Consider the following 13,976-nt stretch of genomic DNA (forward strand, 5'->3'; position numbering starts at 1 on the left):
GCCGATCACTGGCAGAGCCGCCAGCCGCCATTCCGTTCGGCCATGTCCAGATGCAGGTGATCGTCATGGGCGGCATTCGCGCCGGGGCCCAGAACGGTCGTGAAGAACAGGCACGCCCCGGCGCGCGCGGCGGCCTGATACGCCGTCTGCATGTCGCCTTCGCGCGGTTCGATCGCGATCGTCGCGCCGTTGTCGAACTCGAAGGCCGTCACGTCGATGGCACTGCCGGTCGAATGCTCGGACGGCTTCGGGTCGTCCTTGCCGGTGCCGACGCGGTCGCGGCAGACATGGCCCGGCCCGGTCCGGATGGCCGTCAGGCGCGGCGCGCCGGGCATCATCGCCGCTGCGGGTTTCAGCATCCGGTCGGCCCATAACGCCATCGCCCGCGCGGTATCGCATTGCAGCACCGGTTCGCCGGGCAGCGCGATTTCCGGCGACAGCCGCTTCAGGCGCACCGGGTCGGGCACGCTGCATTCATCCCTGCCTTGCGCGGGCAGGCGTTCGTAATCCGCGCCCAGAAGCTGCAGCGCCAGGTCGCAGGCATCGCCCGCCTTTGCCATCGCGGGCAATCCCCCGGCCAGGACCAGCCAGATGACGGCAAGGGCCGGGGCGCGCTTCACGGTGCCGCCTGTTCCAGCGGGGGAACCACGAAGCCCTCGGGCAGGACATTGTCCAGGGCATCGGTCAGCGGGTCGGCCTGCGGCTGGACGGCGTTTTCCTCTCTCGTATCCTCGACGATCTGGGCGGGATCGGCGGGCAGGGTCAGCGGCTCGGCCGGGACCGGCGCCGTTTCCGAGGGCTGCGTATCGGCGGGCAGGGCCAGCGGCGTGTCCACCGGCATGTCGGTCGCGGGCACGCCGCGGTTCAGCGCATCGGCGATGGTGACGTCCGTGGGCAGGAACTCGACCGAGGTGCCGCCGATCGAGACCAGCTTGGCCAGTTCCTCGGCATCCCAGTTCGTCAGGCGCACGCAACCGTTCGAGGCGTTGCGGAACAGCTGCGACGGCGTCGGCGTGCCGTGGATGCCATAGGTGGGCTTCGACAGCCCGATCCAGACCGAGCCGACCGGCCCGTTCGGCCCCGGCGGCACGATCAGCGGCTTGTCGTTGTCGCCCTGCTTGAAATTGACGTTCGGGTTGTAGGTATAGTTCGGGTTCACCGCCACGGTCCGCACCTGATGCGAGCCTTCGGGCGACGGGGTGGCCGACGACCCGATGGTGGCGGGATAATCCGCGACCATGTTGCCGTTCGCATCGTATCCCGCGACGCGGCGGGTGGCCTTGTCGATCAGGATGCGCGTCACGCGGCGACCGCTCAGCGGCGGGTTCGGGGCCATGACGCGGATGACCTCTCCGGGGGTGAAGGTCGCGTTCGGGTTCAGGATCGCGATGAAGCGTTCGTCCATGTGGAAACGCTCGGCCAGACGCTCGGCCACGCTGGTATGGGCCATGGCGGTCATCTGCGCCTTTTCCGCGTAATCGGTGGGGATGGCGTCGACCAGCCCCTGCGCGTCGGCCTCGGTGATGGTGTAGTCCTGCGTGACGGGGCGTTCGGCATAGGCCTGCAGCAGGTTCCAGACATGCGGGTCCAGCACGCCGTCCATCGGCAGGCTGGCGCGGCGTTCGAAGGCCATCAGCGCGCTGCGGCTCATCTCGCCCTTGTAGCCGTCGATGACGCCCGGCGAGGTGCCCGACCGGTCTAGCAGGATCTGCACCTTGGCCGTCAGCGCGGACCGACCGCCGGGCAGGTCGCCGCCGCCGAACTGCGCGGACTCGATGGCCTCGGCGGTGATGGGGGCTGCATCCTGCGCGTGAACGGCGGTGACCGACAGGGCAAGGGCAAGAAGGGCAGGGGCCAGCTTGTGCGGCATGGGTCAGGAACTCCGGATGTCGGGAGGGGCGATTATGGCCGTTGGGCGGAAATCCGCCAGATACCCCGCCGGTCACGATCGGGTCAACGTGGCATTAATCGCTTGCAGATCATGCAAAATGAAAGGGTTGATTTCCACTATGCGGAATGCAAACCTGCCTGTTGAAACGGAGGAGGTTTCAATCATGTCCACGCAGTCTTACCGGACTGCGCTGGTTGCGGCGGGGCTTGTCAGCCTCGTGGCCGCGCCTGCGCTGTCGCAGACCACTCTCATCTATGGCGAACCCGGCCCCAATCGCGGCGCAAGATCCGAGGCGACGCAATGGTTCGCCGACGAGGTCGAACGCCTGTCCGGGGGCGAGGTCACGCTCGACATCACCTGGGGGGGCGCGCTGTTTTCCGAAAAGGCCGCCGTGCAGTCGCTGCGCGACGGGGTGGCCGATCTGGGCAGCGTCATCGGCGTCTATTTCCCGCAAGAGATGGTCGCCTACGGCATCGCCGACCTGCCGGTGAACAACCCCGACCCCTGGGTGGGCATGAAGGCCACCGACACGCTGATGCGCACGAACGACCAGATCAAGGCGAACCTGGCGCAGCAGAACCTCGTCTATGTCGGCACCTATACCACCTCGGCGGTGCAGATGGGCTGCAAGGGCGATGCGGTCGCATCGGTGGACGACATCGCGGGCAAGAAGGTCCGGGGCGTGGGCGCCTATGGCCAGACCTTCCGCGACCTTGGCGCCACGCTGGTCGACATGACCGTCTACGAGGCCTACCAGGGGCTGGAAAGCGGGCTGATCGACTGCACGCAGACCTATTCCTACCTCGTGAAGGCGCTGAAGTTCGACGAGGTCTTCGACAGCTACACCTTCATCGACTGGGGCCAGATCGGCGCCCTGGGCATCGTGATGAACAAGACGATGTTCGACGCGCTGGAACCTGCGCAGCAGGACGCCATCATGACCGCGGGCGAAGGCCTTGCCGACGAGTTCGGCCGCATCATCGAGGCCGCGAACGAGGAATCCATCGCCATGCTGGAAGAGCAGGGCAAGGAGATCGTCCGCATGTCCGACGATGATCGCGCCAAGCTGGCCGAGGCGGGGCAGAAATACCTGGACGAATGGGTCGAACGGGCGAACGGTTCGGGCCTGGATGGCGCGGCGCTGCTGGACGAATATCGCGAACTGATCGCGCAATATGCCCAGGAGGCCGAGACGCAGGGCTACCCCTGGGAACGCGGCTGATCCGATGCGGCTGATCGAGCGGACCCTGCTGGACCTTTCGGTGCTGGCGCTGATCGCGCTGGCCGGCGTCATCTTCGCCAATGTCGGGATGCGCTGGCTGCTGGGCACGGGTCTGCCCGACGCCATCATCCTGGTGCGCGAACTGATGATCGCGGCCGTGATCCTGCCCATGGCCGCGGCGACCGCCGCGCGCGGCCATGTGGCCGTCACCTTCTTCAGCGACCGGATGCCGCCCGACCTGCGCGGATGGCTGGTCGTGCTGGGCCACCTGGTGGGCGTGCTGGCGCTGATCCCGCTGATCTTCGCCGCATGGCGCGTGACCTCGCAGGTCTGGTCCTCGGGCGAATTCTACTATGGCGATCTGAACCTGCCGCGCTGGCCGGGCGTCGCGCTGTTCCTGGTGGGGCTAGGGCTGATGTGGCTGCGGCTGTGCCTGATGCTGGCGGGCGACATCCGTCAGCTGATGCGGGGCGGGACGATCCTCGACGACAACGGAAATGAGGTAAGCTGATGGACCCGATGACGATCGGCCTCGTGGCGCTGGCGGTCGTGCTGGTGCTGTTGGCGATGCGCGTGCCCATCGCCTTCACGCTGGCGGCGGTGGCAAGCGTGGGCACCTTCCTCGTCTATGCCACCCGCACCGGAGGTTGGGCGCCGGAGCGGGCGCTGAACCCGACCAGCTCGGTCGTCTTCGCGAATTTCTTCGATTTGGTCCACAGCTACGACCTGTCGATGGTCCCGCTGTTCGTGGCCCTGGGCAACATCGCCTTCTATGCCGGGATCACGACGCGCATCTACGACGCGGCTGCGGTCTGGTTGCGCCCCCTGCCGGGGGGCGTCGCGATGGCCTCGGTCATGGGTTGCGGGGGCTTCAGCGCGATTTCGGGGTCGTCCATCGCCTGCGCATCGACCATGGGCCGCATCTGCGTCCCCGAGATGCTGCGCATGGGCTACGACCCGCGCCTGGCGACCGCATCGGTCGCGGTGGGCGGCACGCTGGGGTCGCTGATCCCGCCATCGGTGCTGTTCATCCTCTATGGCATCTTCACCGAGACCTCGATCGCGCAGCTGTTCCTTGCGGGCATCCTGCCGGGGCTACTGTCGCTGGCGGGGATGATCCTGGTCATCGCCTGGTGGGTGGGCCGCGATCCCGCCGCCGCCCCCAAGGCCGATCGCGGCGGGGCCAGCCGGACCGAGGCCGCCATCGCCGCATGGCCCGCCGTCCTGCTGTTCGTCGTCATCGTCGGCGGCATCTATGGCGGGATCTTCACCGCGACCGAGGCCGCCGCCGTCTGCGTCGTGCTGACCACGCTGATCGGCATCGTCCAGCGCCGCCTGACCTTCGTCCATTTCCTGATGGCCATCCGCGAGAGCCTGGTCCAGACCGCCGCCATCTTCCTGATCGCGGGGGCCGCCAAGATCTTCGTCAGCTTCGTCGCGCTGACGGGTATCGCGGGCGCGGTCGTGGGCATGGTCGAGGACGCGCAGCTGTCCTTCCTGATGCTGATGCTGGTTCTGGTGGTCATCTACCTGGTGCTGGGGATGTTCCTCGATCCCATCGGGATCATGGTGCTGACGCTGCCCTTCATGATCCCGCTGATCGAGGGTTACGGCCTGAACCTGATCTGGTTCGGCGTGATCGTCGTCAAGCTGCTGGAGATCGGGCTGATCACCCCGCCCGTCGGGCTGAACGTCTTCGTGGTGGGCAACGTGACGCGCGATGTGGGCATCGGGCAGATCTTCTCGGGGGTCAGCCGGTTCCTGTTCGTCGATCTTCTGGTGCTGGCGCTGCTGATCCTGTTCCCGATCATCTCGACCTTCATTCCGGGATCGATGTGATGGACAGCCACGCCCCCCGCCCGGATTACGAAAACGACCGCAACTTCGCCACGACGCTGGCGCGGGGGCTGTCGGTGTTGCGGGCGTTCCGCGCGGGCGATGACGGGCTGACCAACGCCCAGATCGCCGAACGGACCGGGCTGCCGAAATCGACGGTATCCCGGCTGACCTTCACCCTGGGATGCCTGGGATACCTGACGCAGCCGCAGCGCAACGACCGCTATCGCCCCGGCCCGACGCTTCTGGCGATGGGGCATGTGGCGGCGTCGTCGCTGGCCTTCCTCGACCCGGCGGATGGCATGATGCAGCAGCTTGCCGACGAGACGGGGACCATGGTCCTGTTCGCCGTGCGCGACCGCGACAAGGTCGCGCTGATGCGGACATGGCGGCCCCGCCAGGCGGCCTCGATCTGGCTGGAGGTGGGGCACCGCCTGCCCATCGGCGGGTCGTCGTCGGGCATGGCCGTCCTGGGCGCCACGACGCGCGAGGAATTCGGCTGGCTGCTGGGCGACCGGCCCGACAGCCCGCTGGACGGGTCCGATTTCGACCGACTGCGCCAGGAGGCGCGCGATCAGCTGATGGCGCGCGGCTATACCGTCGTGCGCAACGAGCTTCGCTATTCCCGCAACATCTCGGCCGTGTCGGTGCCGTTCCGGTCGCAGCGCCTTGCGGGGCCGGTGGCCTTTTCCTGCGGGGCGCTGGACGACGTGCTGCCCGACGACCGCATCCATGCCGAGGTCGGCCCGCGCCTGCAGCAGACCGTGGCGCGCCTGCAATTCCTTGTCGGCCAGCAGGGCAGCCCTGCATGGCCCGGCAGCCCGAACGAATGAAGGAGGCTTCATGACCGTCACCTATCGCCGCGAGGGCGAGATCGGCATCATCGCCATCGACAACCCGCCCGTGAACGCCCTGTCCCATGCCGTGCGCGACGGGCTGGTCCGGGCGGCGGCTGAATTCGCCGCCGACGATCAGGCGCGCGCCTGCGTCATGCTGGCCATCGGCCGCACCTGGGTCGCGGGGGCCGACATCTCGGAATTCGGCAAGCCGCCGCGCGAACCCTTCCTGCCCGAGGTGATCGCCCGGATCGAGGCGCTGGAGAAGCCGGTCGTCGCCGCGATCCACGGCACCGCGTTGGGCGGCGGGCTGGAACTGGCGATGGGTGCGCATGCCCGCGTGGCCGCGCCCTCGGCCCGGATGGGCCTGCCCGAGGTGACGCTTGGCCTGCTGCCGGGCGCGGGCGGCACGCAGCGCCTGCCGCGCCTGATCGGGTTGGAGCCTGCGCTGAAGATGATCACCTCGGCCCGCCAGGTGCCGGCCCCCGAGGCTGCGGATCTGGGGCTGATTGACCGCATCGCGGATGGCGACCTGACCGATGCCGCGATGGCGCTGGCCGCGGAACTGGCGGGCCACGCGCCGCGCCGCACGTCCGAACTGTCCGCCCCCGAGCAGGGCGTGGACCTGGCCGAGGCGATGAAGGCCGATCTTGCGCGCCGTCTGCCGGGGCAGATCGCGCAGGCCCGCGCGGTGGATACGGTCGTGCAGGGCATGGCGCTGCCCTTTGCGGACGGGATGGTGCTGGAGCGTCGCGCCTTCATGGACCTGATGGACAGCCCGCAGCGTGCGGCGCTGATCCACGCCTTCTTCGCCGAACGCGCGGTCGGGCATCTGCCGGAAATCGCGGGCGTCGATCCGCGCCCGCTGGACCGGCTGGGCGTGATCGGCGGCGGCACGATGGGGGCGGGCATCGCGACGGCCTCGTTGATCGCGGGGCTGGACGTGACCCTGATCGAGCGCGACGGGGCGGCTGCCGACAAGGCCCGCGCCACCGTCGCCAAGCTGCTGGAAGGCGCGGTCAAGCGCGGCAAGCTGAAGGCCGATCGCCGCGACGCGATCCTGTCGGACGCCTTCCGCACCGACACGGCCTATGGCGCGCTGTCGAAGGCCGACATGGTGATCGAGGCCGTCTTCGAATCCATGGAGGTCAAGGAACAGGTATTCGCCGAACTGGACCGCGTGGCCAAACCCGGCTGCGTGCTGGCGACGAACACCTCCTATCTGGACGTGAATCGCATCGCGCAGGCGACCGGCCGTCCGGGCGACGTGATCGGGCTGCACTTCTTCTCGCCCGCGCATGTGATGCGCCTGCTCGAGGTGGTCGTGGCCGACCGCACCGCCCCCGAGGTCACCGCGACCGGCTTCGCGCTGGCGCGGCGGCTGAAGAAGATCGCCGTCAGGGCAGGGGTCTGCGACGGGTTCATCGGCAACCGCATCCTGTCGCATTACCGCGCGGCGGTGGATGCGATGGTGCTGGACGGGGCCTCGCCCTATCAGGTGGATCGCGCGCTGACCGATTTCGGCTTCGCGATGGGGCCCTATGCGGTCAGCGACCTGGCGGGGCTGGACATCGGCTACATGACGCGGCAGCGCAAGGCTGCGGACCGTCACCCGCGCGACCGCGTCCCGGTCTTCGCCGACAGGCTGTACGAGCTGGGTCGCCTGGGACGCAAGACGGGCCGCGGATACTACGTTTATGGCGATGACGGCCCGCAGGAGGACCCCGAGCTGGCCCCCCTGCTGGCGCAGGTCCGCGCCGATCTGGGCATCGCGCCGCGCGATTTCAGCGACGCGGAAATCGTCGCCCGCACCATGGCCGCGATGGTCAACGAGGCCGCCCGCACGGTCGAGGACGGCACCGCGCAGCGCCCGCTGGATGTCGATGTGGTCATGCTGAACGGATATGGCTTTCCGCGCTGGCGCGGCGGGCCGATGCACTGGGCCGACACGGTCGGGATCAAATCGGTCCTGACCGATATCCACCGCTTTTCCCGGGACGACGACCATTTCTGGCAACCCGCACCGCTGCTGTGCCGCATGGCGGCCATCGGATCGCCGCTTGCCGCACTGAACAAGGAGAGCCGCGCATGAGACAGGCAGTCATCGTCGAGGCCGCACGCACCGGCATCGGCAAGGCGAAGCGCGGCGCGTTCAACATGACCCATGGCGCGGTCATGACCGCCGCCACTGCCCGCGCCGTCATCGACCGTTCGGGCATCGACCCGGCCCTGATCGAGGACAGCATCTGGGGCTGCGGTTATCCCGAATACGTCACGGGCGGGAACATCGCCCGCCAGACGGTGATCCGCGCGGGCCTGCCCGACAGCATCGCGGGCGCCACGGTGAACCGCTTCTGCGCATCGGGGCTGCAGGCGCTGGCGATGGGGGCGCAGATGGTGGCCCATGACGGCGCGCGTGCCGTGCTGGTCGGCGGGGTGGAAAGCATCTCGATAGTGCAGCCGCCCGTCCGCCATTCCCGCGAGGCGTGGATCGAGGCCAACCGCCCCGACCTGTACCTGCCCATGATCGAGACCGCCGACATCGTCGCCGCCCGCTATGGCGTGACCCGCGAGGCGCAGGACGAATATGCCGTCCAGTCCCAGGCCCGGACCGCCGCCGCGCAGGATGCGGGGCTGTTCGCCGACGAGATCATTCCGATGACCGTCACCATGTCCGTGACCGACAAGGCCACAGGCCAGACATCCGAACGCGAGACGACCATCGCGGCGGACGAGGGCAACCGCCCCGGCACCACGCTGGAGGCGCTGTCCCGGCTGGAGCCCGTGCGCGGGCAGGGCCAGTTCGTCACCGCCGGCAACGCCTCGCAGTTGTCGGACGGGGCGGCGGCGCTTCTGGTCATGGATGCCGAGGTCGCCGCATCCGAGGGGTTGAGCCCGCTCGGGGCGTTCCGCGGATTTGCCGTGGCGGGCTGCGGCCCCGACGAGATGGGCATCGGCCCCGTCTTCGCGGTCCCGCGCCTTCTGGAACGCGCGGGCCTGACGGTGGACGATATCGACCTGTGGGAACTGAACGAGGCCTTCGCCAGCCAGTGCCTCTATTGCCGGGACACGCTCGGGATCGATCCGGCCAGGTACAACGTCAATGGCGGCGCCATTTCCATCGGGCATCCGTTCGGGATGACCGGGGCGCGCGCCGCGGGGCACCTGCTGCGCGAAGGCCGCAGGCGCGGCGCGAAATGGGGCGTCGTCACCATGTGCGTGGGCGGCGGCCAGGGCGCTGCCGGACTTCTGGAGATCTTCTGATGGATATGCGTTTCACCCCCGAGGAGCGAGCCTTTCGCGACGATGTGCGCGCCTTCCTGCAATCCGAACTGTCGCCCGAACTGGCGGGCAAGGTGCGTCTGCATCAGCCCCTGACCAAGGCCGAGATGGAGGGCTGGCACACCAAGCTGAACGCGCGCGGCTGGCTGGCCGGGAACTGGCCCACCGAATTTGGCGGCGCAGGCTGGACCGCGATCCAGCGCCACATCTTCGAAGAGGAATCCGCCCGCGCCCATGCGCCCCGGATCGTGCCCTTCGGCATCGCCATGCTGGGGCCGGTGCTGCAGCGGTTCGGATCGAAGGCGCAGCAGGACCGCTGGCTGCCGCGCATCCTGAACGGCGACGACTGGTGGTGCCAGGGCTATTCCGAACCGGGCGCGGGGTCCGACCTTGCGGGCCTGCGTTGCCGCGCCGAACGGCAGGGCGACCATTACGTCGTGAACGGCCAGAAGACCTGGACCACGCTCGGGCAGTACGCGAACATGATCTTCTGCCTGGTGCGCACCTCGACCGAGGGCAAGAAGCAGGAGGGGATCAGCTTTCTTCTGATCGACATGGAGACACCGGGCGTCACCGTCCGCCCCATCGTGCTGCTGGACGGCTCGGCCGAGGTGAACGAGGTCTTCTTCGACGAGGTGAAGGTCCCCGCCGAGAACCTGGTCGGAGAGGAGAACAAGGGCTGGACCTATGCGAAATACCTGCTGACCCATGAACGCACCAACATCGCGGGGGTGGGCTTCGCGACCGCCGCGCTGGACAACCTGCGCCGCGTCGCGGGTGCGCAGATCCACCGGGGCCGCCCGCTGTCGCAGGATCCGCTGTTCGCATCCCAGATCGCCGAGGTCGAGATCGAGCTGATGGCCATGTCCACGACCAACCTGCGCATGTTGTCCGCCGCGGCCCAGGGCCAGGCGCCGGGCATCGAGAGCAGCATGCTCAAGATCAAGGGCACGCAGATCCGCCAGCGGCTGGATGCACTGACGCGGCGGGCCTATGGCGGCTGGGCGATGGCGCTGCCCTCGGACGGCGGCAACGAGGGGCAGCCCCTTGGTGCCGAAGAGGCGCTGGCCGCCAGCGCGACCTGGCTGAACAACCGCAAGCTGTCGATCTATGGCGGCTCGAACGAGATCCAGCGCGGCATCATCGCCGGCGCTTTGGCACGGGGGTAGGGGCATGGATTTCAGCCTTTCGGACGAACACCGCATGCTGCAGGACAGCCTGCGCGGCATCCTGAACCGCCATTCGGGCGACGACGCGCTGGCCCCCCTGCTGGAGGCTGGCGTCATCGAGGCCCTGCTGACCGAGGGCGAGGGCGGCTTCGACGGATCGGGTGCCGCCGTGGCCCTGGTCTTCGAAGAGCTGGGTCGCGCGGGCGCCGCGCTGCCGCTGATCGGCACCATGATCGGGCGCGCGGCGCTGGCGCAGGCGGGCATGCCCGAGGACGCGGCCCGCGCGGCCTTTGCCGATGCCGAACCCGGCACGCGCGCCGATCGCGGCGTGGCCATCCGCGCGGACGCTGACCGCCTGACGGGCCGCAAGACGATGGTGGCGGGGGCCGAGGATGCGACCCATCTGATCGTCACCACCGCCGACGGGCTGTGGCTGGTCGCCGCCCGCGCCGAGGGGCTGGCCGTCACGGCCTTTCCGATGATGGACGGACAGCGCGGCGCGGATCTGGAATTCGCGGAAACCCCCGCGCATCGCCTTGGCAGCCTGACGGATTTCGGCGCGGTGCTGTCCCGCGCCGCGCTGGCCCATGCCGCCCGCACCCTGGGCGAGATCGAGGCCGCCGTCGATCTGACGCTGGACTATCTGCGCACCCGCAAGCAGTTCGGCCGCGCGCTGTTCGATTTCCAGGCCTTGGCCCATCGCGCGGCCGAGCTGACGGTCGAACGCGAACAGGCGCGATCCGCCGTGGTGAACCTTGCCGCGCATCTGGACGCCGAACCGCATCTGCGCGACCGCCATGTCCAGGCCTGCAAGGTCACCGTGGGCCGCGTCGCCCGCCTGGTGGCCGAGGAAGCCGTGCAGCTGCATGGCGGCATCGGCATGACCGAGGAATACGCGCTGTCGGGCATGATCCGCCGCCTGATCGCGGGCGACACGGCGATGGGGGATGCGGATTACCACCTCGAACGCTTTGCCAATGGCGAGGGCGCATGGGCCTGATCCTGAACGAGACCGGGACGCAGCGGCTGATCGGCTATGTCGTCGATACCGGCGCGGGCGACGGCACCGCCGCCTGCCGGCTGGACCTGGACGACCGGCACCTGAACCGGCAGGGGATGCTGCACGGGGGATTGGCCGCCACGCTGCTGGACAGCGCGATGGGGGCCACGGGCAGCCTGACGGTCGATGCGTCCGGGCGCCATCCCTTCACCACGCTGTCGCTGACGGTGAACTATGTCGCGCCCGGTCGCCCCGGCACGGTCGAGGCGCGGGGCCGTGTCACCGGCGGCGGGCGCAGCACCCTGTTCATCGAGGGCGCGTTGCGGCATCAGGACGGAACGTTGATCGCCACCGCGACCGGCGTCTTTCGCAAGTCCCGACAGGAGCCCTGATGTCCACGCCCCTTACCAACGCCCATTGCGAGATCAGCGATCTGGGTGATCGCCTCGTGGTCGAGAACCGCAACGCCACCCGGCGCAACGCCCTGACCCCCGAATTCTACGAGGGGCTGCACCACGCGCTGCGTCTGGCGACCGAGAGCCCGCGCATCGGTGCGGTGATCCTGATGGGCGAGGGGGATTTCTTCTGCGCGGGGGGCGATCTGAATTCGCTGATCACCGCCCAGCATCTGTCCGACGAGGAACGCCGGGACCGCATCAACGCGCTGAACGCGCTGATCCGCGCGGTCGTGAACTGCCCTCGCCCGGTCATCGCCGTGGTCGAGGGTGGCGCCGCAGGGGCGGGGATGTCGCTGGCACTGGCCTGCGACATGGTGATCGCCGCGCGCGATGCGCAGTTCACGGCGGCCTATGTGAATGCGGGCCTCGTGCCCGATGGCGGGCTGACCGCCGCGATGGGGGCCGCGCTGCCGCCGCAGATCGCGGCGCAGATGGCGCTGACGGGCCTGCCCCTGGGGGCCGAGCGGATGCACGCGCTTGGCGTCGTGAACGAACTGACCGAACCGGGCGAGGCGATCATGGCCGCCATGGCGCTGGCCGACCGCCTGACCTCCGGCCCGGCAAACGCGCAGGCCGCGATCAAGCGGCTGCTGACCGGCTGGCGCGAGGCCGCGTTCGAGGCCCAGCTGGCAGCCGAACGCGATGCCATGGCCCATGCCCTTGCCGCCCCCGAAGCCGCCGAAGGCATCGGCGCCTTCCTGGAAAAACGCCGACCCGACTTCCGAAGATTGCGCGAGGAAACATGACCGACGACGTCCGCATCCATCAGCTGTTCGATCGCGCCGCGAAGGCCCATCCCGACCGACCCGCCGTGACGGACTGGACGGGCAGGACCCTGAGCTACGGCGCGCTGGACCAGCTGATCGTGCGGACGATCGCCGAACTGGCCGCGATGGGCCTGCGTCCCGGCGACAGGCTGCTGATCGTGTCCGAGAACGCGGCCTCGCTGCCGGCGCTGCTGCTGTCGGCCAGCCGGATGGATGCCGTGGCGGTTCCCGTCAACGCGCGCATGACCGCCCCCGAACTGGCGAAGATCGCGGATCATACCGAACCCCGATTGACCCTGTTCCTGTCCGATGTCAGCGATCCCGCACGCGATCACGCCATGGCCGCCGGGGCGCGGCCCGTCGAACTGGCGGGCGGTGCGCTGCATGTCGCGGGGCCGTTCGAGGTCGATCCGGAAGCGGTCGAACCGGATGCGCGGATGACGGCGGTGATCCTCTATACGACCGGGACCACCGGCATGCCCAAGGGCGTGATGCTGACCCATGGGAATCTCATCTTCGGGGGGCGGTCCTCGGCCAGGCTGCGGGGGATCGTGCCGACCGACCGGATCTATGGCGTGTTGCCGATGACCCATGTCTTCGGGCTGACCTCGATGGCCTGTGCGGGGCTGTCGTCCGGGGCGCACCTGACGCTGGTGCCGCGCTTTAATGCGGGGGCGGTGCTGGACGCGCTGCTGGACGGCGTGACCGTGCTGCCCGCCGTGCCGCAGATGCATGCCGCCATCATGGCCGAGGCCCGCCTGCGGGGACTGGAGCGTCTGGACGGTCCCCTGCGCTATGTCAGCAGCGGGGCCGCGCCGCTGGACCCCGACTGGAAACGCCGGGCCGAGGATTTCTACGGCATTGCGCTGCAGAACGGATACGGCATGACCGAGACGACGGCGGGCGTCACCATCACCGTTAACGAGAAGGGCGATCCCGACCCCTCGGCGGGCATCCCGCTGCCGGGCGCGCAGATCGCGATCGACGAATCCGTGGGCCGCGAACCCGGAACGGGCGAGGTGCTGACCCGCGGCCCGCATGTCATGCGCGGCTACTTCCGCAACGGACAGGCCACGGCGCAGGTGCTGTCGGCGGATGGCTGGATGCGGACGGGCGATCTGGGCCGGATGGACCCGCAGGGCCGGCTGCATATCGTCGGGCGCTGCAAGGAGCTGATCATCCGCGGCGGTTTCAACGTCTATCCCCCCGAGGTCGAGGCCGCGTTGAACGATCACCCGGCCGTGCTGCAGGCGGCGGTGATCGGGCGCAGGCGCGATGGCGGGGACGAGGATATCCTAGCCTTCTGCCAGCTGTCGGGTGCGTCCCCCGTCACCGAGGCCCAACTGGCCGAACATGCCGCGGCCCGGCTGTCGCCCTACAAGCGGCCCAGCCGCATCCTGATCTGCGGCCCGCTTCCGGCAGCCGCGACCGGCAAGATCCTGAAGCATCGCCTGATCGAACATTTCGCCGATCTTCTGGCCACCCCCGAGGATGCGGCGACAGGGGGCTGACCCT

13 protein-coding genes are annotated in these 13,976 nt (G+C 69.0%); 11 read left to right on the top strand and 2 right to left on the bottom strand.

Features of this window, described 5'->3' with window-relative positions; genetic code table 11:
- Positions 1–5: 5 nt before the first annotated feature.
- Together KO490_RS04455 and KO490_RS04460 are read right to left on the bottom strand one after the other, a co-directional pair.
- A complete protein-coding gene (locus tag KO490_RS04455) occupies positions 6–620 on the bottom strand; it encodes an extensin family protein (RefSeq protein WP_216018196.1) in 615 nt (204 codons plus the stop codon).
- Positions 617–1,870, bottom strand: a complete 1,254-nt coding sequence (locus tag KO490_RS04460) for a L,D-transpeptidase (protein ID WP_216018197.1) — start codon at positions 1,868–1,870, stop codon at positions 617–619. Before KO490_RS04460 ends, KO490_RS04455 begins: the two co-directional genes overlap by 4 nt.
- A gap of 184 nt (positions 1,871–2,054) precedes the next feature.
- Here KO490_RS04460 and KO490_RS04465 point away from each other — a divergent pair, with 184 nt between their 5' ends.
- From KO490_RS04465 to KO490_RS04515, 11 genes are read left to right on the top strand one after another with little or no spacing between them, the layout of a single operon-like run.
- On the top strand, positions 2,055–3,113 hold the full coding sequence (locus KO490_RS04465; protein WP_216018198.1) for a C4-dicarboxylate TRAP transporter substrate-binding protein: 1,059 nt from the start codon (positions 2,055–2,057) through the stop codon (positions 3,111–3,113).
- A 4-nt stretch (positions 3,114–3,117) separates the two neighbouring features.
- A complete protein-coding gene (locus KO490_RS04470) occupies positions 3,118–3,624 on the top strand; it encodes a TRAP transporter small permease (RefSeq protein WP_216018199.1) in 507 nt (168 codons plus the stop codon).
- Positions 3,624–4,952 carry a TRAP transporter large permease gene (locus KO490_RS04475; RefSeq protein WP_216018200.1) on the top strand — a complete coding sequence of 443 codons (1,329 nt, stop codon included), beginning with the start codon at positions 3,624–3,626 and terminating at the stop codon, positions 4,950–4,952. The genes KO490_RS04470 and KO490_RS04475 overlap by 1 nt, the downstream gene beginning before the upstream one ends.
- Positions 4,952–5,782: an IclR family transcriptional regulator gene (locus KO490_RS04480; RefSeq protein WP_216018201.1), complete on the top strand. Its 831-nt coding sequence runs from the start codon at positions 4,952–4,954 to the stop codon at positions 5,780–5,782. Before KO490_RS04475 ends, KO490_RS04480 begins: the two co-directional genes overlap by 1 nt.
- A 10-nt stretch (positions 5,783–5,792) precedes the next feature.
- Positions 5,793–7,877, top strand: a complete 2,085-nt coding sequence (locus tag KO490_RS04485; protein ID WP_216018202.1) for a 3-hydroxyacyl-CoA dehydrogenase NAD-binding domain-containing protein — start codon at positions 5,793–5,795, stop codon at positions 7,875–7,877.
- Complete coding sequence (locus tag KO490_RS04490; RefSeq protein ID WP_216018203.1) at positions 7,874–9,049, top strand: acetyl-CoA C-acyltransferase; 1,176 nt, start codon at positions 7,874–7,876, stop codon at positions 9,047–9,049. The genes KO490_RS04485 and KO490_RS04490 overlap by 4 nt, the downstream gene beginning before the upstream one ends.
- A complete protein-coding gene (locus KO490_RS04495) occupies positions 9,049–10,236 on the top strand; it encodes an acyl-CoA dehydrogenase family protein (protein WP_216018204.1) in 1,188 nt (395 codons plus the stop codon). Before KO490_RS04490 ends, KO490_RS04495 begins: the two co-directional genes overlap by 1 nt.
- A 4-nt stretch (positions 10,237–10,240) precedes the next feature.
- Positions 10,241–11,236: an acyl-CoA dehydrogenase family protein gene (locus tag KO490_RS04500; protein ID WP_216018205.1), complete on the top strand. Its 996-nt coding sequence runs from the start codon at positions 10,241–10,243 to the stop codon at positions 11,234–11,236.
- Positions 11,227–11,628: a PaaI family thioesterase gene (locus tag KO490_RS04505; RefSeq protein WP_216018206.1), complete on the top strand. Its 402-nt coding sequence runs from the start codon at positions 11,227–11,229 to the stop codon at positions 11,626–11,628. Before KO490_RS04500 ends, KO490_RS04505 begins: the two co-directional genes overlap by 10 nt.
- Positions 11,628–12,440 (top strand): oxepin-CoA hydrolase, alternative type, encoded by an 813-nt coding sequence (locus tag KO490_RS04510; RefSeq protein ID WP_216018207.1) that lies wholly within the window; start codon positions 11,628–11,630, stop codon positions 12,438–12,440. The genes KO490_RS04505 and KO490_RS04510 overlap by 1 nt, the downstream gene beginning before the upstream one ends.
- Positions 12,437–13,972 carry a class I adenylate-forming enzyme family protein gene (locus KO490_RS04515; RefSeq protein ID WP_216018208.1) on the top strand — a complete coding sequence of 512 codons (1,536 nt, stop codon included), beginning with the start codon at positions 12,437–12,439 and terminating at the stop codon, positions 13,970–13,972. Before KO490_RS04510 ends, KO490_RS04515 begins: the two co-directional genes overlap by 4 nt.
- Positions 13,973–13,976: the final 4 nt, after the last annotated feature.

Origin of the sequence: Paracoccus sp. C2R09, assembly GCF_018860625.1 — a bacterium.
In the GTDB taxonomy this organism is placed as follows: Bacteria; Pseudomonadota; Alphaproteobacteria; order Rhodobacterales; family Rhodobacteraceae; genus Paracoccus.